This is a genomic window from Nocardiopsis sp. iso_40 (assembly GCF_056173285.1).
Genome location: NZ_CM149666.1, coordinates 2,570,591 through 2,593,655, shown reverse-complemented (window position 1 = coordinate 2,593,655; position 23,065 = coordinate 2,570,591). Strand labels below are relative to the sequence as shown.

At 68.3% G+C, this 23,065-nt stretch carries 9 protein-coding genes; 6 read left to right on the top strand and 3 right to left on the bottom strand.

What is annotated here, in order from left to right:
• Positions 1-367 precede the first annotated feature (367 nt).
• The gene (locus tag AC0VYD_RS11280; protein ID WP_475480244.1) at positions 368-2,008 is read left to right on the top strand and encodes an HsdM family class I SAM-dependent methyltransferase; all 1,641 of its coding nucleotides are present in this window, start codon (positions 368-370) and stop codon (positions 2,006-2,008) included.
• A 330-nt stretch (positions 2,009-2,338) separates the two neighbouring features.
• Here the strand turns inward: AC0VYD_RS11280 and AC0VYD_RS11275 are convergent, their stop codons facing one another.
• The gene (locus AC0VYD_RS11275) at positions 2,339-3,700 is read right to left on the bottom strand and encodes a restriction system modified-DNA reader domain-containing protein (RefSeq protein ID WP_475479815.1); all 1,362 of its coding nucleotides are present in this window, start codon (positions 3,698-3,700) and stop codon (positions 2,339-2,341) included.
• A gap of 314 nt (positions 3,701-4,014) precedes the next feature.
• Between AC0VYD_RS11275 and AC0VYD_RS11270 the strand changes: the two genes are divergently transcribed.
• The 5 genes from AC0VYD_RS11270 to AC0VYD_RS11250 all read left to right on the top strand — a co-directional run bounded on the left by AC0VYD_RS11270 (position 4,015) and on the right by AC0VYD_RS11250 (position 17,902).
• The gene (locus AC0VYD_RS11270; protein ID WP_475479814.1) at positions 4,015-7,404 is read left to right on the top strand and encodes a hypothetical protein; all 3,390 of its coding nucleotides are present in this window, start codon (positions 4,015-4,017) and stop codon (positions 7,402-7,404) included.
• Positions 7,401-12,146: a DEAD/DEAH box helicase gene (locus AC0VYD_RS11265; RefSeq protein ID WP_475479813.1), complete on the top strand. Its 4,746-nt coding sequence runs from the start codon at positions 7,401-7,403 to the stop codon at positions 12,144-12,146. Before AC0VYD_RS11270 ends, AC0VYD_RS11265 begins: the two co-directional genes overlap by 4 nt.
• Positions 12,147-12,223: 77 nt before the next feature.
• On the top strand, positions 12,224-13,174 hold the full coding sequence (locus tag AC0VYD_RS11260) for a serine/threonine-protein kinase (RefSeq protein ID WP_475479812.1): 951 nt from the start codon (positions 12,224-12,226) through the stop codon (positions 13,172-13,174).
• A gap of 290 nt (positions 13,175-13,464) precedes the next feature.
• Positions 13,465-15,573 carry a UvrD-helicase domain-containing protein gene (locus AC0VYD_RS11255; protein ID WP_475479811.1) on the top strand — a complete coding sequence of 703 codons (2,109 nt, stop codon included), beginning with the start codon at positions 13,465-13,467 and terminating at the stop codon, positions 15,571-15,573.
• A gap of 43 nt (positions 15,574-15,616) precedes the next feature.
• The gene (locus AC0VYD_RS11250) at positions 15,617-17,902 is read left to right on the top strand and encodes a GmrSD restriction endonuclease domain-containing protein (RefSeq protein ID WP_475479810.1); all 2,286 of its coding nucleotides are present in this window, start codon (positions 15,617-15,619) and stop codon (positions 17,900-17,902) included.
• 81 nt (positions 17,903-17,983) lie between these two features.
• Here AC0VYD_RS11250 and AC0VYD_RS11245 read toward each other — a convergent pair whose 3' ends face one another.
• Both AC0VYD_RS11245 and AC0VYD_RS11240 read right to left on the bottom strand, forming a co-directional pair.
• A complete protein-coding gene (locus AC0VYD_RS11245; protein ID WP_475479809.1) occupies positions 17,984-22,231 on the bottom strand; it encodes an nSTAND1 domain-containing NTPase in 4,248 nt (1,415 codons plus the stop codon).
• Between the two features lie 80 nt (positions 22,232-22,311).
• Positions 22,312-22,647 (bottom strand): CU044_2847 family protein, encoded by a 336-nt coding sequence (locus AC0VYD_RS11240; protein ID WP_475479808.1) that lies wholly within the window; start codon positions 22,645-22,647, stop codon positions 22,312-22,314.
• Positions 22,648-23,065: the final 418 nt, after the last annotated feature.

The following is a 23,065-nucleotide window of genomic DNA, read 5'->3' as shown; positions in this document are numbered from 1 at the left end:
GCAGAGGCGAAAATTCCGTACGCGACGGCCTTGGGCCGCCCCCGCCCGGAAGAAGCCGCAGAGACAGCAAGCCCCGGACACGAGAGGACGCACCAGGCGCCTCGGCGGATGACAGGGCACCGACGAACCGCGACCCGCCACACCAGCACCAGTGCCACCGGCATCCCAGTAAGACCAACCGCAGCACAGTCTCCCCGAGCCGACGGCAACGACGCCAGGGACCTTGGCCCTCGGGCCAGGCCGCTCACCTGCCGGAACTACCGGACCGGTGGTTCAGCGACGGTCGAACAACCAAGGTCACAGTGTGTTTACACAGCCAACAAAACCCACCTGGGAGATCATCAATGATCCGTGTACTGTGACCTCCATGGACTCGCGCGCCCAGACCACCACCGACGAGCAGCAGATCACCGCGGCCGACATCGCACGGCTGGCCGGGGTCACCCGCGCTGCCGTGTCCAACTGGCGCAGGCGGCACGACGACTTCCCCTCCCCCAGCGGCGGAACCTCCTCCAGCCCCCTGTTCCCCCTCGACCAGGTCCGGGCCTGGCTGGACGGCCAGAACAAGGGCGGCCAGGAGTCCCCCGAGGTACGTCTGTGGCACGCACTGCGCGCAGACCACCCGACGAACATGCTCGCCGGGCTGGCCGACCTGGCCGAGTACCTCGACGCCCGTGGGACCGGCGGGCTGAGTTCGGCCACCACCGACCTGGCCGACCAACTGAGCGCGGAGACCTCCCCCGCCGAGGTGGCCCGCGCACTGACCGAGCGCTTCCTCAACTCCAGCGAACGCTCGGGAACGGCATCGGCCTCGACCACCCGGCTGGTCGCCGCACTCGCCGCCCTCACCCGCACCGGCGCCGCGAGCGTGTTCGACCCGGCCTGCGGTACCGGAGCGCTGCTCTTCGCCGTGGGCGCGCCCGACGCCCGGCGCGACGGCCAGGACGCCGACCCCGACGCGGTGCGGTTCGCCGCCGCACGGGCCCGGCTGGAGGGACGGACCGGAACCGAGGTCCGGGCCGGGGACTCCCTGCGCGATGACCAGTGGATCGGGCACCGGGCCGAACTGGTGGTGTGCGACCCGCCCCCGGCCAGTACCGACTGGGGCCGCGAGGAACTGCTCATGGACCCCCGCTGGGAACTGGCCCTACCGCCCAAGGCCGAGGGTGAACTGGCCTGGCTGCAGCACGCCTACGCGCACACCGCTCCCGGCGGGCAGACCGCGGTGGTGGTCTCCACCTCGTGCGCCTACCGAAGAACCGGCCGGCGGATCCGCGCGGAACTGGTGCGGCTGGGACTGCTGACCGACGTGATCGCCCTGCCCCCGGGGTTGGCCGCCGCCCACGCGCAACCGGTCCACCTGTGGCTGCTGCGCCGCCCCGTGGACCGCGAGGACACGGTCGCCACCGTCCGAATGTGGGACCTGACCGGCACCGACCCGGACGGGCCGTGGCGACTGCCCGAGGAACCCGGGGCCGAGGTGGAACTGATCGACCTGCTCGACGACGAGGTGGACCTGACACCGGCCCGGCACCTGGCCCCGGATCTGGAGGACCTGCCCCGGGCGTTGGCCGAGGCCCGGGCGGAGCTGTCCCGCACCGCCCGCGGCCTGGAGGGGCTGCTGCCCGCCCTGTCCCAGGGATCGGCACAGTGGCCCGGCCAGGTACGGATCGCAGACCTGGTGGACGCCGGGATGGTGCGCCTGGACGGGGAGAGGCCCCGAGCGGTGGACGGTCGGCTGGACACCGACTTCCTCACCGGCTTCCTCACCGCGGCCGCCAACACACGCCGCTCCACCAGCGCCAGCGGAACCTACCGCACCGACGCCCGTTCGGCCCGGGTACCGAAACTGGAGCCCGAGGAGCAGCGCCGTTACGGCGCGGCCTTCCGTGCCCTGGCCGAGTTCGAGAAGCAGGCCCGGGAGCTGGCGGTCCTGGCGGGCCAGGCGGCTCAGCTGGCCAGGGAGGGCCTGACGTCGGGGGCTCTGGCCCCGGAGGAGGACGCTTGAGCCCTCAGTCCGACACACGCTCAGTCTCCTGAGCACCGGCGTACCGAACCGGCCCGCCGGTCTGCCGCTTCCGTGATGATCTTGTCCCCGTGCAGTCCTCGGCGCCCTGGGGGCAAGAAGCTCCTCGCGCCAGGCCTCGAGGCTCTCACGGAGTCCGGCCCTGATCTCCCGGGGTTCGCTGTCCATCCGCACCGTTTCTCGTTGTTGCCATCCGCACCCAGAAGCTACAGGCGCCACAAGGGTGACGCAGGGGCTCTGGGCACAGTTGTCCGCAAGAGAGGAACAAGCAGGTTACGAAGCAGGAGCAATCACTCCTGGAGCAAACCCGTCTCAGACCCTGCTGTGGTCGCGCAGGAGGGAGATCATGCTCTTCAGCTGGATCACGCAGTTCTCCGGCAGGGGATCGGGGTTGAAGTGCATGATGTCGTTGCGGATCTTGACGATGACACCGAGCTGTTTGATGAAGGCCATGCGGTCGACGGGCCAGCCCAGCCGGTCCCACCCCTCCGGACACTCCAGAACCCTCTTGTAGCCGCCCATCGTCATCTGGTTGATCGACTCCATCTCCTTCCGGTCCTCGGCCGGCGAGCACAGCTTGTTGATCAGGCTCATCGGGATGTTCTCCGCGATGGCACGCCGGAGCAGAGTGTCGATGACCCCGATGAGAAGGAAGGGGATGGCCGCGTCGCTGTAACGCTGAGCCACGTCGGTCGTGGTCACGATCCCGCTGACCTGGCCGTCGCTTCCGTTGACGAACACGAAGCCCTTGTCCTGGATCTCCGGGATGACCTCCAGTAGTTCCCGATGGGACTCCACCGGGTCACAGGGTTCGATCGCATGTCGCAGTGAGCAGTTCGAATCCGAGTTCATGGCACGGGCCAGACTCTTCCAGGTGACCGCTCCGCGCAGAACAGGGTTCTTGCTCTTGCTGAAAACCGGGACCTGGGAGTAGTCCTTGAGCAGCATGAGGGTGAAAGCCGCCTGGAGGCCGGCGTTCTCCTTGATTCCCTCGATCCCCGCTCCGGCGCTCGGCAGGGCGCCCACCGTGGGGCTCAGGCGTTCGTGCCCCTCCACGCTGTGCACGAGCTTGACCGAGTCTGCCGGTCGTGCCTCCATCAGGCCAGGCCGCACGGTCAGGCCGTGGTTGGCCAGGTCGACCTCGACCAGCTGCTTGAGTTCCTGGCTCCTGCGTTTGGCGCCCCACAAGCCGATGAGTTCCTGGAGCTGGAAACTCTCCGGAATGTGCTCGTCCGCGTGGATCCGCGCCTGCTTCAACCTCTTGTGCCGCTCCAGCGAGAGGCTGAGGTGGCCATCGTCCGGGTCGCTCTTCTTCGTCTTTTTCGTCTTGTTCGTCCTGCTGGCCATCCGGTCGAGGAGCTCCTGACGAAGCTCGTCAAGGGTCTTTCCGTCCCTCTTTCGCACCCAGGAAGTCCAACCGTCGACATGGGTGTCCGGCATGACTTCCCGAGCCGCCTTGTCAGGAGAGTTGAACTTACGCTTCCCCGCCACCGCCATCCATCCGTCCGGGGCTACTTCCGCGCGACAGGAACCCACTTCAAAACCGACATCCGAAATCTCAAGAACGAGTTCATCCCCCACCCCAAGGAGTTCATTAATGAATAGGTCAACAACCCCGATCTGATGCACGCCAGAAAGATAGGAATCGCCACCAGAGCCATCACGAGCAGGCATGAAAACCCCCAAAATTTAGATCCTCACTTCGAATTATGAACCCCGCAAAACCCCTTGTCATCATCATTTGCACCAAATTTACCACCCTCCAGCCAGCCAGGTGACGAACCAAGCCAACCACGACCACCAACGCACACACCTGGAACCCGGAACGAAAGACCAAACCAACAAAGGAAAGAGGGGACCACAGAAAAGCAAATTAAACTATTGCTTGACGCACATGCACCCCAGTTTTAACCTAGACGTGGAGCCAGGGCTCTCCGATGCGGCCGGAGGCGGACATGGAAAATTATCGACAAGCCAGCATCGATCCCATGCCCTACGCGGATATTCCCGGATTCCTTGCCTCCCAGGAATCGCACTGGCGCCCCCAGGCCGAAAGCGTACACCTGCTCTACCAGGTGGCCGTCACCGCGCAGGACCTCCTGAAGCTCTCCCACGCACTCGGGAGACATTTCACCTGGGAGATATCAAACGGAGAGGCACCGAGAATACAGCGATGGCCAGCCTGCACAGCCCTGGTCACGACCGGGGCGGCAGTGAACTGCTACGCCGAGGGAAATTTCTGGGACAACCTCTGGAACTTCACCGGAATCCAGACATCTCTCCTCAAACAGCGCCAGGCAGCAACGAAGGCCTGGGGAGAGGGCTTCCTGCTCGCGCTGCGGCGGCTCGGTCTGGACTCCGTACCGCCGAGAACCAGGAAGAGAAACAAGTACGTTGCCGCCGCCCTCCACCACTCCGGAATCCCCACCTACTGCCTGGGCGACTTCTTCGACCTGCTCCTCGACTACCGTGAGCGGACCCTCTTCACCGACCCGGAGGCCTTCCGTACCTGGGTGAACGAGAGCAGCGGCCGCAGGGCCGACCTCGACGTACCCGCCCGGCGGTTCCTGGATACGAACGCGCACCACGTCCTGGAGACCATCCGACACAGCGACCGCCTGATCAGCCTGTTCGAACGGGGCGAGATCGACGTCCCCTGGGGTGAGGGGGAACTGCCCCAACGGTTCGAGGAGCCGGCTCGGAGAGCTCTGGCCAGAAGGTTCACCGAGAAGGCCGGGGCGGTGCGGCCCCACCACAGTCTCCAACTGGACCGGGTCAGGGAGCAGGTCGTGGTGCACCTTCCCACCGACTGCCACTGGCGGGTCTGCACAGCCGACGGCGAGCTGATCGAAGTACAGGCCGCGGAGGACGGCCACCCCGTGTACCCGTTGCCCTCCCCCACACCTGTGTTACGCATCGGCCCCAACGGGGGCTCTCAACACCTGGTCGAGCTTATGCCCGTCGGCGACCGGTTACTGCTGTTCTCCGAGTCCGCCCCGCACACGTGGATCAGACCGCGGCGGGACCTGCCGGAAGGGTTCGTGTGGGCCCTGCACCCCAGTGACCAGCTGCTCTCCTCTACCGGTGTTCAGGCCAAGTTCACCGAGCCCCTATCGGGCTGGCCCGGGTGGGACTGCTCCCTACTTGAACTGGACACCCAGGCCTGGATCCGCGTGGGCGCCGGGCCCGTGCACCGGGTCGGGGACGCGGACCGAAGCTCGGTCCGCCTCAACGCCTCCGCACCGCTGAGCGGGGTGGTGGACTCGGACGGCTACCCCGTCCACACAGCGCTACCCGAACTCTCCCTACCGGCGCTGCCCACGTGTACCTGGACCGTGGACGTGTACGCCCGGGGGCAGGAGCACTCCGATCTGCTGCTGTCCTTCGAAACCGGTTCCGGTACCTCTGTCTCACCCCTGGCCGCCCTGTCCGAACCCCGCGTCGGAGCGTTCACCGTCCGGGCCACCGCGCCCTCCGGGATCAGAGAACGGTGGCAGTTCACACTGGCCGAGCAGGTGGAACTCGATTCCCTACCGGAACTCCGTGTCTTCAAGGACCACGGACTGCACCCGGGACGGGCCTGTTTCCGGTTACCCGAGGGGCTGACCGCGCGTCCGGCCAGCATGGTCTTCTCCCCTGACAGGACCGTGTGCCACAGCGAACTGTCGCCGCCCGCAGGCGATGCTCTGAGAATTCGAGTGAGCATCCCCCACCTGCAGGTACGCATGGGCAGCCGGGGCGACGGGTGGAGCGCGGCCCCGCTGCTCCTCACCCCGGAGGATCTCAGAGACGGCGGTGACCTGTTCATCCGGATCTCTGATGAAAAGACGGCACTGGAGCGCCCCCTCCTGTTGATCACCTCCGTGCAGCGCGCGGACCTCCAGCAGCTCTCCCCCAAGGGCAGGAGTGCGGGCAACACCCACGCCTTTCCCGTGCAGAAGCTCAGCGAGACGGCTTCCGAGCACGTCCAGACCGAGCTGATGCTCCTGTTCCGCGGTGATGCCACCTGTGTCGCGCGGGTCAATCCGCCGAAACTGGCCCAGGAGGCGACCTACGAGAACGAGAGCATCCGCTTCCACGGGGTCGGGGCCGACCACGAACTCGAAGCAGCGCTGTACGCGTGGCACGCGCCCTGGCGATACCCGGTTCTCCTACCGGTGAACAGGCTCGGAGACGGCGGAGAGCAAGGAGAGGTCTCCACCGAGGCACACGCGGAGATCGGTGGGCCGCTCCGCATCCTGCTTCGGGAGTCGGACCCGTGGTCAGCCACCTGCCAGGAATGGCCGAGGTGGCCCAACGCCCGGGACGGCACGCTCCTGGAATGCGCCATGCCGGGCCGCCCGAACAGTGCCGACTTGGACGAGGACCTGTTGTGTCGCTTCCTGGCCGAGGGAGGAGCGGTGTGTGCCGTGGACGACGTGCTGACCGCGCACAACGTGGCCCGAGCGCGCCGGATCGCCCCCTCCTTCGTGGAGGAGGCGCCTGAAGCCCTCCAGAACCGAATCGGCCTGCTCGCGCGCAGGTGGGCACGTCGCCCGGTGGCCTCACCGGCCACCTCCCACACGAGGCCCGACGCCCTGTCGTTCGAGGAGTTCCTGGACTCGATGCCGCCGGTGGCGGCGGGTACCCGAGAACTCATTCTCAACGGGACCGTGAGCTCGCCGCCGCGGTTCCGGCCCAGTGCACGGGAGCTCGTGCGCGCGTGGCGGGACAACCCCCTGGTCGCCTCACTCTTCTCCCGTGACCTGATCCGCACGGCCCCTCCGGGTGACGATCCCGACCCGGAGTCGGACCTGTTCGGGGCCATCCTGCGATGCTGCGGTCCCGACGTCGAACCGATCCTGAACGGCACCCCACAGAAGCCGCTCGGGTTCCCCCAGAGCCCGGAGATCGGTTCCCGGTACGGCCCCGAACTCCTACACCTGGTACTGAACCCCGCGTCCGCCCCCGAGGACGGGCTTCTCGGCCCCCGGGTCCTGTGCCTGGCCCGGGAACGGTCCCTGCGACTGCCCACCGAGGTCCTGAAACATCTGGCCCAGGGCGGCAAGGACGTACCGCTCAAGGTGTCCCAGTACTGCGCGGAGATGGACACCCAGGTCCGTGTCTGCCTCCTCCGGGCACTGAGCGTACGGCAGGCTGACTGCAAGGCCTTCCCCGTGAAGGTCCCACTGCTGTCGCTCGCCCTGGCGGTCAACGGCCGGCGGGCCGCCAGGCCGCACCCGCCCCAGGGCTGCACACAGCTCGTCAAGTCACACCACAAGTTCTGGGCGTACCTGGCCCAGAACACCCCGGAGCTGGTCGCGTTAGACATCATCCTGGCCGAACTCACCATCGCGGGTGCTGAAAGGGCTCGCCTCCAGGAAGGGAGCAGGGTATGAGCACCGCCGCCACGGAGAACCTCGACCCGATGGCCGTCGGCACGGCGATCAGCGAGAGCTACCGGCGCTATCTGCGCTCGCTCCTGCCCCTGCGCGACCAGGCCCTGTCCCTGGCCCTGAACGAGGAGATCGACCGGAGCCCCCTGCTGAGCAAGGGACCGCTTCTGGAGGTCACTCCGCCCTACGCCACCGGGGCGACGCCGCGCGAGCTGATCGCGGAGGGGGTGCTCTCCACCGGGTTCCTCTCCCCTACCGGGCCGCGCATCTCCCTGGACCGAGCGCTCTACTCGCACCAGGAGCAGGCGATCCGCAAGGCCGAGGCGGGACGCAACCTGGTGGTGGCCACCGGTACCGGTTCGGGCAAGACCGAGAGCTTTCTGGTTCCGATCCTCAACACCCTGGAGGAGGAACACGCACGGGGAGACCTCGGCCCGGGGGTACGGGCCATCCTCCTGTACCCGATGAACGCTCTCGCCAACGATCAGCTCAAGCGCCTGCGCGAGTTGCTCTCCAGCAGCCCGCACATCACCTTCGGCCGCTACACGGGAGACACCAAGAAGACCGCCCGGGACGCCGCGAGCAGCTTCCGCGCCCTGCATCCGGACGCGGAGATCCTCCCCAACGAGCTGCTGAGCCGGGAGGAGATGCAGAAGCAGCCACCGCACCTGCTCCTGACCAACTACGCGATGCTGGAGTACCTCCTGCTAAGGCCCAAGGACATGGACCTGTTCGAGGGCGAATACGCGGGGCACTGGAGGTTCATCGCCCTGGACGAGGCCCACGTCTACGACGGCGCCAAGGCGGCCGAGATCGCGATGCTGCTGCGCCGCCTGCGCGACCGGGTCGCACCGGACCGTGAACTCCAGTGCATCGCCACCAGCGCCACCGTTGGCGGCACACCCGAAGAGGTCATGACCTTCGCCCGACGGCTGTTCTTCGACGCACCCTTCGCATGGATCGACGACGACCCCGAACTCCAGGACCTGGTGAGGGCCGCACCCAAGGGCACCACCGCGTTGCCGGAGTGGGGACCGCTTCCTGCCAGGACCTACGCGGGCCTGAGCGCGGACGAGGATCCGGGGCTGGCGCTGAACGGGCTCGCCGCCTTCCACGGCGGGCCCCCGGTCCCCACCACCGCCTCCGTCTCCCCTGCGGATCTGCTCTCGGCCGAGCGGCGCATGCACCGGCTGCGCAACGCCCTGAACTCGGGTCCGCGGTCCCTGACCGAACTCGCGGACACCGTGTTCGAGGACGACCCTGAACCACTGACTCCCGCGGAACGGGTTCGGGCACTGACCTCCCTGGTGGCCCTGGGCAACCGGGTCACTGGCACCGACGGCAGTCCGATGCTGTCCGCCCGGTACCACCTGTTCACCAGAGCCACCGACGGTGCCTTCGCGTGTGTGCACGGAACCCAACCGCACGTGTCCCTGGCCAGGCACGAGACCTGCCCGCGGGAGGGGTGCGGGCTGCCCGCCTTCGAACTGGCCGCCTGTCGGCGGTGCGGTGACGCCTACCTGGTGGGAGTGGTCCAGCAGGGCCAGGGGCCGACGGACCGTTTCCTGCCCCAACAGTCCGTCCGGGACAAGGTTGTCTGGCTCCACCTGGGCGAGACGGGCAGCGCGGTGGACGAGGACGACGACACCCTGGCGGAACGGATCGGCGCCACGAAGGTGAGCGAGCGGTACCTGTGCACAGGATGCGCGACCCTGTCGAGCGATTCGGACGCACCCTGTCCACTCACCTGCCCCGAGCGGTCGGTCCGACAGGTCCAGCTCTTCCGGTCTTCGGAGAAAGGCACATCCCACTGCTTGACCTGCGGATATCGCGGCATCGGCGCAATCCGGCGGTTCCTGAGCGGTGGGGACTCCTCGGCCGGGGTGATCGCCACCGCGCTCTACCAGGCACTGCCAGAGGACACCGACACCAGCCGGTCCCAACAACCCGGCGGCGGCCGCAAACTGCTCACCTTCAGTGACAGCCGCCAGGCAGCGGCCTACTTCGCGCCCTACCTGGACCACACGTACCAGGTCCTACAACAGCGACGGCTGATCATTCAGGCGATCCGAGGCGCAGGCGACCCGGCGGGCGGCCTCTCGGTGCGCGACACCGTCGAGCGGACCATGGAGGCAGCGGACCGGGCCCAGTGCTTCCGACACGTGGACACCCACACGACACGCATGAACCGGGCAGCCCTGTGGGTGATGAGCGAGCTGGTCTCCACCAGTGAACGCCAGTCACTGGAGGGGCGCGGGCTGATCAGGGTGGAGCTTCTCAGGCCCGAGCGCGCGGAGATGTCCGAGGCGTTGCCCCCACTCCTCGGATTGGACGAGCGGGAGACCTGGGACCTGCTGGGGGAACTGGTGCGCACGATGCGCCTGCAAGGGGTGGTGACCATGCCGGACGGGGTCAGGTCCAACGACCCCGCCTTCGCTCCCCGCCTGGGCCCGATCCGCATGCGGGTGACCGGGTCGGATCGCAAACACAAGGTGCTGAGCTGGTTGCCCACCGCTGGGGACAACCGCCGCCTGAACTACCTCGCCCGGGTGCTCCACCGCACCGGCCGCGCGCAGGACCCACGGGACGCGCTGGCGAAGACGTGGAAGTTCCTGTGTGAGACCCCGCAGGGGTGGCTGAGCAAGTTCGACTCCAAAGGGCTCGGGACGGTCTTCCAGCTCGACCACGAATTCCTACGCCTCAGCCCGGTAGCTCCGGGCAACGCTCCCTACGAGTGCGACTCCTGCAAGAAAACCCATCCGGTCTCCGTACGGGGGGTCTGCCCAACGCTGAACTGCAACGGAACGCTCCTACCCCTCGATCTGACCCAGTGGGAAGAGGGAACCGACCACCACCGCCACCTGTACCTGAACATGAACCCCGTTCCGTTGCGGGCGCAGGAACACACCGCCCAGTGGACCACTTCCCAGGCGAGCACGATCCAACAGGACTTCATCCAGGGAAAGGTCAACACGCTGTCGTGTTCGACCACGTTCGAGCTCGGCGTCGACGTGGGTGACCTCCAGGCCGTGTTCATGCGCAACATGCCGCCGACCACCGCCAACTACGTGCAGCGGGCGGGGCGCGCCGGGCGGCGCGTCCACTCGGAGGCGTTGGCGGTCACCCACGCCCTACGCCGGTCACACGACCTGTTCCGCTACCAGCAGCCGGAGCAGATGATCAGCGGAACGATGCGCACCCCCTACGTCCCCCTGGTGAACGAGCGGATCGACCGCAGGCACGCCCACTCGGTGGCCCTGTCCGCGTTCTTCCGGCACTGGTACCAGAGCAGCGGCAGGACCTGGGACCGGGTGGGTGACTTCTTCCAGCCCGCGGAGGTCGCCCAGGAACAGCCGGTGGACCTGGTCGCGCACTTCCTGGACCCGGTACCAGAGGAGATCACCCGGGCACTGGAACGGATTCTGCCCGCCGAGGTGGCCGAGCGCCTGGGCCTGCCGGGCCAGGCCTGGGCCGAAGAACTCGTGGCCATGCTGGAGGTGCTCCGCAACGAGATCGGCCGAGACCTGGAGTTGCTGGAGGAACGTCGCAGGGAAGCCTTCGAACAGCACAAGGGCCACGTGGTCAAGCAGATCGAGAAAACCGTCAAGACGGTACGGGACCGAAATCTTCTCGGCTTCCTGGCCACCCGCAATGTGCTGCCCAAGTACGGGTTCCCGGTGGACACGGTGGAGCTGCGCACGGTCCACGCCGACGACACCGGTGGCCAACTGGAACTCACGCGCGACCTGACCTCGGCCATCCACGAGTACGCGCCGGGCTCGGAGGTCGTCGCTGGCGGAAAACTGTGGCGATCGGCCGGGGTGTACCGCCGCCCCGACTGTGAACTGCGGGAATACCACTACCGGCTCTGCGATTCCTGCGGGTACTACGAACAGGCTTCGGAGATCACCAGGAAGCTGTCTCCGAGTTGCGGGTCCTGCGGGGCCGTCGGGGGGCGGAGCGGCGTGTACAGCGTGCCGGAGTTCGGTTTCGTCTCGGCGCACAAGGCGCAACAGGTGGGCCAGACCCCGCCCGAGCGTTTCTGGAACGGGTTCACCGAGGTGCGCCGGTTGGCGGAGGACCCGAAGGAGGAGGTGTGGCCCCTCGCGGACGGCGGCTCGGCCCGCTGCCTGAGCGGGAGCCGGGGCGAACTGGTCGCGGTCTCGGAAGGGCGTCACGGTTCGGGGTTCTACCTGTGTGACTGGTGTGGTTGGGGCGCACCCGTCTCGTACGACAAGAAGGTGCCTACCAAGCACCCGAGACCCACCAACGGTGAAATGTGCACCGGACCGTTGAAGCGCCGTTCGCTGGGCCACCTCTACGAGACGGACCTGATGTCGATCCGCTTCAACGGCCCCTTCGACCTGGGAAAGGCATCCGAGCGAGTACGCCAGTCACTGCTCTACGCACTTCTGGAGGGGGCCTCCTCCGCCCTGGAGATCAGCCGCGACGACATCGGTGGCACCGTGCACCACGGTAAGGACCGTGGCAAGAGCCTGGTGCTCTTCGACACCGTTCCCGGCGGCGCCGGAGGAGCCGAGAGAATCTCCCAGCACTTCGACACGGTTCTTCAGGCCGCCTTCGCACGGGTGAACGAGTGCGACTGCGGACCGGAGACCTCCTGCTACGGGTGTCTGCGCACCTACCGCAACCAGACCGTGCACGATCTGCTCAGGCGCAGGGACGCTCTCGAGGTCCTGGGCCACTGGTCGGGACCTGGCACACGGCCAGCCAGGGCCGTGTGATGAGGATTCCCGGATGAGGCCGCGTCGGACTGCGATAGCGTCGTGGCGCGAGGACCAGCGGCGGGAGAGGGCGAGGCATGGCCGGGGCGACGCGGAGCGCGCGGGTGTTGGACGGACGCTACAGGCTCAACCCCGCGCCGTTGGCCCGCGGCGGCATGGGCGAGGTCTGGGAGGGCCGCGACATCCGGCTGGACCGGGAGGTCGCGGTCAAGTTCCTCCGGTTCCCCGGAGACGCCGACCCCGACGAACGCACCGAGCTGATCCGACGGTTCACCCGCGAAGCCCGGATCACCGCCGAGCTGCAGCACCCGGGGGTCCCCTCGGTCTTCGACATGAGTTCGGGAAGCGAGGAACAGCCCTACCTGGTGATGCAGCGTGTGCACGGGGTGAGCCTGGCCGACCTGTTGGCCGAGCAGGAGCGCCTGTCAGTGGGTTGGGCCAGCGGGGTGGCCGCCCAGACCTGCGCGGTGCTGGCGGTCGCGCACCGGGCGTCGCTGGTGCACCGCGACCTGAAACCGGGCAACCTGATGCTGGAACCGGACGGGACGGTCAAGGTCCTGGACTTCGGGCTGGCCGTGGCCCTCGGACGCACCGACATGTCGCAGATCACACAGGACGGCCACACACCGGGCACCCCCGCCTACATGGCTCCGGAGCAGCTCTTGTCCGGGGACACCACGTCCCTGAGCGACCTGTACTCGCTGGGCTGCACCCTGTACGAAATGCTCACCGGAGAGCGGGTGTTCACCGCCTCGACCTCCTTCGCCGTCGCCTCCAAGCAGGTGGGCGAGGCGCCCTCCGGGGTACGCGCCCGGCGCCCGGACGTCCCCGCCGCGCTGGCCGAGGTGGTGGGAGCGCTGCTGGAGAAGCGCCCCGAGAACCGTCCCGCCAACGCGGTGGAGGTGTACGGGCGGTTGATCGGGTTCGCCGAGGACCTGGAACCGATCCCCGGGATCCTGCACCCGCCGTCGCTGCCCAGCCCCCAACGCATGTACGGGGCGGCCCTGTCGCGGGTGTTCTCGACATAGCCGACGGCGCCTCCAGGCCGGACAAAGCCTGTAACGAGTGGGCAACCCGGGCAGTGTGTTCTCGGCCACCGGAGCACCGACGCGTTAGGTTGGACCTGTTCCCGGCCACCCCACCACTCTTCCCGCCCCGGACATCCATCCCCCGACAAGGACGAGCCACCCGCGCCCGACGGCCCCGGGCGTACCGACCGTCCGGTGGCCCGCCCCCGCACGCACTCACCGGTCTCCGCCCGCCTCCGGTCGCCGTCGTACGCACAGTTCCGCACACCCTGATCCGCTAGGACGATCTCGTGGCTCGACTCGCCCTCCACCTGGACCTGCTCAAGGAGTTCCCCGACCTCGAGAAGCCCGTGCGTGAACGGGTGGGCGAGGTGTTCGCCAAGTTCGAGGAGGCCACACACGCGGGACTGCACCTGGAGAAGATCACCGGAGCCCGCGATGATCGTTTCCGCACCATCCGCATCGACCAGTTCTGGCGCGGCGTGGTGCTGGCTCCGGAGAGCGGCGACACCTACACCCTGCTCAGGGTCATGGCGCACGACGACGCCTACGACTGGGCCAAACGCCGCAAGGCCTCGGTGAACATGGCCACCGGCGGAGTCGAGATCCGGGACGTGGCGGCACTGGACGCCAGCCTGCCGCACATGGAACGCATGGCCAAGAGCACGCCCGAGCGGCTCTTCGACAACGTCAAGGACGCCGAGCTGCGACGCCTGGGGATCGACGAGCACACGCTACCGCTGGCACGTGTGCTCACCGCGCCGTTCCAGTTGGAAGCCGCCCGCGGCCTGCTGCCGCCGGTGCAGTGGGACGTCCTGTACGGGCTGGCCAGCGGGATGACCCCCGAGGAGGTATGGGCGGAACTGGGCCCGGCCATCGTCGAGGACGTGGACCCCCACGACCTGGACGCGGCCGTACAGCGCAGTTCCGACCGGGTACTGCTCGTCGAGGGCCCCGAAGAGCTGATGGCGGCGCTGGCGCACCCATTCGACCTGTGGCGCATCTACCTGCACCCCGTGCAGCGGGCGGTGGTGGAGGCTTCCTACCGGGGGCCGGCGAGGGTCAGCGGCGGTCCCGGAACGGGCAAGACCGTCGTGGCCATCCACCGCGCCCACCGCCTGGCCCGTGCCGGGGGCCGGGTCCTGCTCACCACGTTCACCTCCACCCTGGCCGACTCCCTGGAAGCGAGCCTGCGCCTGCTCGCCGAAAACGATGCCTCGGGTGACGCCGAAGAGGTGCTCTCCAGAGTGCGGGTGGAGCACGTGGACCGGCTGGCCAACCGCATCTTCCGCGAGGAGCACGGGCAGCCGAACCTGCTGCAGCCCCAGCGTGAACGGCAGCTGTGGGAACAGGTCCTGAAAGGGTTGGAGCTGAACCTGTCCCCCTCGTTCCTGGCCGAGGAGTGGCGTCAGGTGGTCCTGGCACGCCGGGTCGCGACCGCCCCCGACTACCTGTCCGCCAAACGACGCGGCCGGGGCCGCGGCCTGAACGCCCTGCACCGCGCCCAGGTCTGGCAGGCGGTCTCGGGCTTCCGTGAACTGCTGGTCGAGCAGGGCCTGTGGACCTACGAAACGATCGTGGAGGAGTCCGCCCGGCTGCTCGGTGAGCGTGGCTCCCGACCCTTCGACCACGTGGTGGTGGACGAGGCCCAGGACCTGCACCCCGGTCAGTGGCGGCTGCTGCGGTCCGCCGTCGCGCAGGGGCCCGACGACCTGTTTCTCGCCGGGGACACCCACCAACGGATCTACGGTCCGCAGGTGAGTCTGGCCGAGGTCGGAGTGGACATCCGGGGGCGCTCCACCAAGCTGCGGATCAACTACCGCACGACCGCCCAGATCCTGGGCTGGGGCCTGGGTTTGATGCGGGGTCAGGCAGTCGACGACATGGACGGCGGCCTGGACTCGGTGGCGGACTGTCGTTCGGAGATGCGCGGGTCCGAACCGGTCCTGACCGGCTTCACCACCGCGAAGGCGGAGTCGGAGCACCTGGTGCGCACCATCCGGGAGTGGACGGAGGCCGGGGTGCTGTCCGGGGAGATCGGTGTGGCGGCCCGGTCCAACCGGTCCGTGGAACAGGTGGTGACGGAGCTGGAGCACGCGGGTGTTCCGGCGGTCCCGTTGGTCAGGGGCCAGGCGGCCAAGGACGCGGTCTCGGTCGGCACCATGCACCGTATGAAGGGTTTGGAGTTCCGCTGTCTGGCAGTGGTGGGCGCCGGGAGCGGGCAGCTACCCGCTCCCCGGAGCGTGACGCCCGAAGCGGAGGATCCGGGCGCGCACGCACGGGACCTGCTGCGTGAACGCAGCCTGCTCTTCGTCGCGTGCACCCGGGCCCGCGAGCAGTTGCACGTGAGCTGGCACGGCAGTCCGAGCCCGTTCGTCGACGCGGTCCTGAGCCGCTGAACCCCTCTTTCCCAACGAAACCCCTGACGAGAAAGACGGAACCATGGCGAAACTGTCCATGCTCCTCGACCAGATCGACACCGGCACGGTGCTGCTTCCGGAGTTCCAACGCGGTTACGTCTGGAACCGGGACCAGGTGCGCGGCCTGATGCGTTCCATCTACCTGGGGCACCCGGTGGGCAGCCTGCTCATGTGGGAAACCTCCGACCCCGACCTGTCGGCACGGGGCGGTTCCGCCGGCAACGGCCCCTACCTGATGCTGCTGGACGGACAACAGCGGATCACCTCGCTGTACGGGGTGATCAAGGGAAACCCGCCGGGGTTCTTCGACGGCGACCCCAAGGCGTTCACCGGCGTGTACTTCAACGTCGAGAGCGAGGATTTCGCCTTCTACATGCCGACCAGGATGGCCGGTGATCCGCGCTGGGTGAATGTGACCGAACTGTTCGACAAGGGGCCGATCCACTTCTTCCAGCCCCTGCACGAGGCCTTTCCAGAGCAGACCAACTCCTACCTGGGCCGGTTGAACCAGCTGCACCAGGTGACCGGGCGGGAGTTCCACCAGGAGAAGATCACCGGGGTCGAGAAGGACATCGACGAGGTCGTCGAGATCTTCAACCGGGTCAACTCCGGCGGCACCAAACTCTCCAAGGGCGACCTGGCCCTGGCCAAGGTGTGCGCCCAATGGCCGGACGCCCGCAGGACGATGCGCGAGGCCATCGGCCGCTGGGAACAGGACGGCTACCGGTTCTCGCTGGACTGGCTGCTGCGCGTGGTCACGGCGGTAGCGACGGGCCGGTCGCAGTTCGACCATCTGGGGAAGGTGGACGCCGAGGGCTTCCGTTCCGCCCTGGCACGGTCGATCGAGCACACCGACACCTTTCTGGAGGCGGTTCGCGGCCGCCTGGGGCTGGACCACGACCGGGTACTCAAGAGCCGCTCCTCGATCGCGGTGGCGGTGCGTCTGCTGGAGCTGAACGGGGGAAGCTTCGACGACCGTGCCCACCAGGACAAGGTGCTGTACTGGTACATGCATTCGGCACTGTGGGCCCGGTACACCGCGACCACCGAGACCACACTGCAGCGGGACTACGAGACCGCGGCCAAGAGCGGAGTCGACGGTCTGATCAATGCCCTGAAACGCTCCCGGAGCGGTTCCCTGAGGATCAGTCCGCACGACTTCGAGGGGACCCAGGGCGGCCGCTTCTACCCTCTGCTGTACCTGCTCGTCCGGGCGAGGGACACCCGTGACCTGAGTACGGGACAGCTGCTGACGGCCGAGGCCGCCGGTGAACAACACCAGCTCCTGCGGCGCACCCTCTTCTCCACGGAACTGCTCCGGGGGCTGGACGGCAAGGCCGACGCCATCGCGAACTTCTGTTTCCTGACCCCGGACGGTGATCTGCGCGCCTCCGGCTGGGAACCGGATGAGTACCTGGGCCGGGCCGAGGCCGAGCACCCGGGGGTGTTGGCCTCGCAGTGGATCCCCGACGACCCGGAGCTGTGGCGCCCCGAACGCTACCAGGACTTCCTGGCGGCCCGGAGGAAACTCCTGGCGGAGGCGGCCAACACCTTCCTGGAGGAGCTGCTCGAAGGCACAGCGGCCGAGGAGGCGACCGAGCTGGCTCCGCTGACGGTGGCGGCCGAGGCCGCGGTCGACCCGCGCGCCACCCAGATCCGTGAGCTGGTGGAGGCCCTGAGGGAAGCCGGGTACGCCGACCCCGAGCTGGACACGGTGATCAGCGACCCGGTACGCGGTGAGGTCATCGCCGAGGCGGAGGCCTTCTGGCCGGAAGGCCTGCAACGGGGCCTGGGCAAGCCCGTGGTTCTGGAGTTGGACCCCGAGCAGGCCAAACTACCCCGACTGCAGGAACTCGGGTACGAGGTGTTCACGTCGGTGGACTCCCTGTGGGGTTACGTCGAGCGTATCGGCCGGGAGTCCTCCGGCCAGGGTTCGGCCGAGCTTTCCGGTGGTGCCTTCTGGTGGGAATCGGAGAGGGCCGGTCCCGAACCCGCCCAGGCCGCGACCACCGACTTCGGCAAGGAGATGCTGGGCCTGTACGAGCGGTCCCGGCGGGAGGCCTCCTACACACCGTCCGCGTTCCTGAGCATGCTCTCGGACCTGGGGCCGCTGGGCACCGCGCGCAAACTGCTGGCCGCCCCGGCGGTCTCGGACGGGTTCGCCCACCTGTGGGACAAGGGCCGTCTGGACCTGACCGTGGAGGCTCTGGTGCTGCGACCGGAATTCGCCCCGCTGTTCACCGAGGAGGAGCTGGGGCGGGCACGGGCCCGTCTGGAGCAGTTCGGGTACCGGTTCATGGAGGGCTGAACCGCCCGCCCGACACCATGGCCGGTTCCGGGCGTTCCCCGGAACCGGCCCGGCAGAGACCACGACCAGGCTGTGGGCTACTCATGGCCCGCAGACTTCGGCGGGCACGTCCGAAGGAAGCGCACCGGCCTCGCCCTCGGTGAGTTCACGGCCGGTGACGAGGCACAGGTGCCGCTTCCACAGTTCCGGATCGAGGCGGAGCAGGCTCATCGAGCCACCAAAGACGGGCGTCCGCAGCAGCGCCTGGCCGTCCCGGGTGACCGCCAGGAACCCCTGGGGCTCGTCGAACTGGTAGGTTTCCCTGCGCGTGGGGTCGTCCGCCCACAGGAACTGCGCTGAACTGTCGTTGGCCAGGAAGAACACTGCTCCTCCGGGGACGGTCGCCGACCAGCGGTTCGGGTTCAAAGGTCCGAGGGAACCCATCACCTTGGTTGGGGCCCGGCCAGGAGGTACCGACCACAGTTCCACCATTCTTCCCGTGGTCATCACAGCCAGGTAGCGCGGATCCTCGAGAAAGATCGCTGCTTCGGCGTCGTCGAGCCGGATACTGAGTTCTTCCTTCCTCTCACCGGTGGCCAGGTCCACCGCGTGCAGCACCTGCTCCCCGTCGGCGAGGACACTCACATGCCCCGGTTCGGGATGGCTGGAGACGGTGTAGTACGTTTGCTCCTCTTCGGTGAGCCGCAGGTCCTCCAGGTCCAGGGCGGACAACCGGTGACCGGTGCGGGCGTCCCAGTGTTCGAGGGTCGCCCCGGAGAGCGTCATGAACTGGTCCCCGTCCAGGAACCGGAACAGGAACCGCTCCGATCCCCCCTCCGGCGGAACCGTGGTGAACTCGGTCACCTGACGCAGTGAGGGCAGCTCGTAGACCGTGATCCGATTCTGGTCCGACACGTCCGCTACCAGGGTCTCGGCACGGTTGACCTGGAGTTCCTGCTTCGGATCCGGGGGAACGGAGAAGTCACGGTCCACGCTGGCCAGGGTCCGCCCCTCGCCCTCGGTCTCCGCGACAACCAGCTTGCCGCCCTTCCGGCCCAGGCGGACCACCATGGTGCTCCCGTCACCGATCAGGCGCGGGGGGCTGTAGGCGGTCTCACCGTCGTAGTGGGCCAACTTCCATCCGGTGATCCCGTTCGCTTCCCGGGTGACGAGGACCGGATCACGTGCTGTCCCCAGCAAAGGCAGGTAGCCTCTGTCTGCATAATCCCAAGGCCCGAGGAACCGTGTTGGTTCCTCCTGCCCCGAGGTGTCGACGAGTACCCACTCGTCCTCCGTGTCCGGCACCATGAACCGCTCCCCCTGATCGGAGACGGCTATGTCGGAACAGGATGCGACCTCCCCTTGGACGTGCTTCTTCAGCACCTGACCGTCCGCTACCCGAACGGCCTGGTATCGGGCCTCCTCAGACGTGGGCTCGCCAGAGTCCGGGCCGCCCTCCGAGTCACGACAGACCACCGCCACGCTGCCGTCCCCCGCGACCCCGACATGCTGGGGGGCAATACCCTCCGCCAGTTCACGCACCGTCCCGGTGCCGACGTCGATGGTCACCACTGCGCCCTTCAGAGAGTCGGGGTCGGGGACCACGGCCACCAGCGTGTCCTCGTCCGGGCCGAACCACACCTCCGTCAGCCGGGGTGTGTCCTCCGGGAGTTCCCGTGACAGCCCCGTCTGTAGGTCCCAGACCTGGACCGGCTGGTCGGAGTCCGCCGCCGGTACCCCGACCAGCAGTCCGGCCTCGGGCGAGAAGTCCATGATTTTCGTGTCGCGGAAGAGGAACCCCATCGAACGCTCCGTCAGTCCCCCCTCGAGCCGGTTCGGCGGGCCGAGCAGACTCTGGCCCTGCGGCAGAACCTCGTGCCAGACCACGGTCCCGCCCGCTTCGTGCACGTAAGCGATCCGCCGACCGTCCCGGCTGACCACAGGAGACAGGACGTTCTCGGTGAGGCCGAGCTGCTCCTGCCTGACCGCGCCTTCGTCCGTACGCGCGAACAGGGTCGCGCGGCCGCCTTCGGTCCGCACCAGTGTCACCGAGCCGTCCGCACTCATGCCGGCTTCCCGGATCTGCCCCTCCGCACCCGACAGGGACCACTCAACGTCCTGGAATTCCAGGTACCGGCGCATCAGCGCGCTGCGGGCCTCCTGGGTCGGAGCGGCCTCGTATGCGGTGAGTGCGATCAGGGCCGCCTGGACGGGGTTGCTCTCCGCTGCCTCGTCCGACTGGATCGCGAGCGAGCGCGACAGCCCCTCGGCCTCCCGTTGCGCTCGTACGTTCGACTCCTGGACGAGGAACACGGTCAACCCGGCGATCAGCGCGAGGACCAGGGCGCCCGCGACCCCGCTCATCGCCACGGCGTTCCGGCGCCGCCGTCGGCGTCGGCGGGCCTGCGCGAGGAACTCCCGCTGTTCCCTGGTCAGGTCCGTCTCGCGCTGGCGGAGGCTGGATTCCAGGGCCGCGAGCTGCAGGGGACCGGGTAACAGATCCGCGGGGCGGCCAGCGCTGCGCCACCGCTCCAGATCGTGCTGTACCTCCGCGCGCCCGGCCAGGAAGTCGGCGCTGGCCCGGGCCTCCCCGGCGAGCTCCGGCCAGGCGGTGATCAGTGCCTCGTGGGACAGCTCCGCGCTCTGGGGGCGGCCGTCGCCGCCGTGCAGGACCAGCAGGCGCCAGTCGGCCCGAGCGAACGCCCGTACCAGTTCCCAGCGCCGCTCACCGGCCTCCTCGCGGGTCAGGACGCGCCGCAGCGGTGCCTCGCCGCCGGGCAGGACGCGCACCAGGCCGGTCAGCAGCAGGCGCGCCTCGGCTTCCTCCCCCGGTCTGACACAGGCCCGCCACGCCTGTTCGGCGTGGCGGCGCAGCGCGCCGGGCACCCGTCCCAGCTCCTCGTACGCTTCGGCCCGCAACCGCCCGCCGGTCCGGCGCTCCCACAGCTTGGCCAGGACGAAGCCCAACAGCGGGAGGACTCCGGGGTCCTGGCCCGCGTCGTCCAGGATGCGCTGGTCCAGCCCGGGGTCGTACTCGACCCCCGGGATACGTCTGATCGGTTCGGTGATCACCGCGTGCAGTTGGTCCCGGGTCATCGGGGTGAGCGGGAGCGTGGTGCCGTGCCGCAGCGCGGTTCCCAGCTCCGGGTGGCTCAGTGCGGCGTCCATGAAATCGGCGCGCAGGGTGAGCAGCACCCGGAAGCCGTCCGTCCGCCGTTCCGGGAACAGCAGCGCGACGTCCTGCTCGACCTCCGGTCCGGAGAGGTTCAGCAGCGCTTCGGCCTGGTCGAGCACGACCAGTACGTTCGTCCCCTGCTGCCCGGTCACCCGGTGGAAGGTGTCCGGGAACCCCAGTTTGTCCAACCACCGCCGTATGCGGTCCGGGTCGGCCTGCTGCGCATGTTCCACCCCGTAACGGCCCGACACCGCCAGGGTGAAGAGTTCTGTCGCCAGAGCCGCCCTCAGGGACGAGGTGCGGCCTACGTCGACCACCAGAACCTCGTGTCCGTGCTGGCGCATCCTCGGCACCACACCGGCGACGGCGAGAGAGGACTTGCCGCAGCCCGAAGGGCCGTACACGGTGACGGCGGAATGTCCGCCGCGCAGCGCCGCGACCACCCGGTCGACGTCCTCCTCCCGGCCGAAGAAGATGTCCGAGTCGCCCTCCCCCAGAGGGGCCAACCCCCGGAAGGGAGCGGACGGCAGCAGGACGGTCTCGAGTTCGGGTAGCTCGCGTAGGAGCGTTCCGGTACGCAGCACGAAGACCTGCTGGGCTTCCCGCTGGGCCTGCGCCGCGACCACGAGGCCGATCACGGCGCCCAGTTCGTCGTCCCAGACAGGTCCCCCGCTGAACCCCTCCCTGGCATGGGCCGCCTGCCCGTCGGCCCGGGAGAGCTGTACCCAGCCCTCCTCCGTCGCCCCGCCCAGGACCCCCCGGAACCACAGCGCGGTCGGCTCACCACCGGTGAACCCCACCGTCCGGGCCCGGTGGTCCCACATGTCGTCGGGGTCGGCCAGGGGCAGGGGGTGGGTGCCCGGGACGGGGTCCCGCATCCGCAGGAGCGCGACGTCTCCCGTCCGGTCGGGCCTGATCGGTATCCACCGCTCCACCTCGGCCACCCTCGGGCCGAGGCCGCGGGCGGCCTGTCCGGCCAGCGGAAGGTCGACCATGACTCTGGCCCCGGCCTCCACCGGGTCCCGCCGGGGGGACCCCAGACAGTCCGACACCACATGAGCGCAGGTCAGCACCAGATCCGGCGCGACCAGGGCACCCGTGCCGCGGGGCTGCCCGTCCTGTCCCGCGACTCGGACGACCCCCGAGGCCAGTATCTGGTCCGTGCTCCGTGGCACCGCTTCCGTCATCGCTGTCCCGTCACTCCGGTGGGAGGCCCTTGGCGCCCGCGCCCCGGGTTATCGACTGACACGGCACCTCACCCGTTCTTCCACTTCAGGCTCACGGAGAAATTGGCCTCGGTGGTGGTGCTGGCTATGACCACGTCCGCCTCGGCGGACAGGGAGATACCAAACTCCAGAGCGATCTCGTCCGGAGCGTCTGCCATGTCCTTGAACCGTCCGACGAAGTTCTCCGCCACAGGTCGCACGGTGTCGAGCATCTGCCCGAAGGACCTCTTGGCCCGTGCCAGGGAACGGTCGCCGCGCCCCACCCGCACCAGGGACTCGTCCACACCGACGATCTGCACGAGAACCGTTTCCGCACCCCCGTCATCCAGGGGAACTTCGACCGTGCGAACAAAGCGTTCGTTCATTTCGGACTCCAACAGTCGGGGGATTAAATCCTAACGAATCCGATGTTCTCCGTGCCACCTTCCGGGAAAATTATTCTCCCTTCCCAGGAAACCAATGCCCCCACCTGCCATTTCTCAACAGAGAAAACGGAAGCACAGGAAAGTCGCCTGCCCGCGCGAAACACGAGGAAGAAACGGATATCTTCGGCACGGTTTTCGGTTCACCGCCCGCGACGTGCGTGAAGGCGCACCAACGCCGTGTGGGCGGCACGACCCTTCCGTGATCCGTACCGCGCCCGAACACGACACGGGCCCGGCCGGGAGGGCGGATTCAAGGAGCCTTCCCGGGCCGGGCCGCTGATGCCTCCAGGGCACGGACCCTGCACGGCGAGAGGAGTCCGTGCTGCTCAGGGCCGGGTTCTGGAATTTCGCCGGACGG

Excerpts from the sequence above, each read along its gene's own strand:
- AC0VYD_RS11280 (WP_475480244.1), top strand. The coding sequence starts at position 368 with ATGGACTCGCGCGCCCAGACCACCACCGACGAGCAGCAGATCACCGCG.
- AC0VYD_RS11275 (WP_475479815.1), bottom strand. The coding sequence starts at position 3,700 with ATGCCTGCTCGTGATGGCTCTGGTGGCGATTCCTATCTTTCTGGCGTG.
- AC0VYD_RS11270 (WP_475479814.1), top strand. The coding sequence starts at position 4,015 with ATGCCCTACGCGGATATTCCCGGATTCCTTGCCTCCCAGGAATCGCAC.
- AC0VYD_RS11265 (WP_475479813.1), top strand. The coding sequence starts at position 7,401 with ATGAGCACCGCCGCCACGGAGAACCTCGACCCGATGGCCGTCGGCACG.
- AC0VYD_RS11260 (WP_475479812.1), top strand. The coding sequence starts at position 12,224 with ATGGCCGGGGCGACGCGGAGCGCGCGGGTGTTGGACGGACGCTACAGG.
- AC0VYD_RS11250 (WP_475479810.1), top strand. The coding sequence starts at position 15,617 with ATGGCGAAACTGTCCATGCTCCTCGACCAGATCGACACCGGCACGGTG.
- AC0VYD_RS11240 (WP_475479808.1), bottom strand. The coding sequence starts at position 22,647 with ATGAACGAACGCTTTGTTCGCACGGTCGAAGTTCCCCTGGATGACGGG.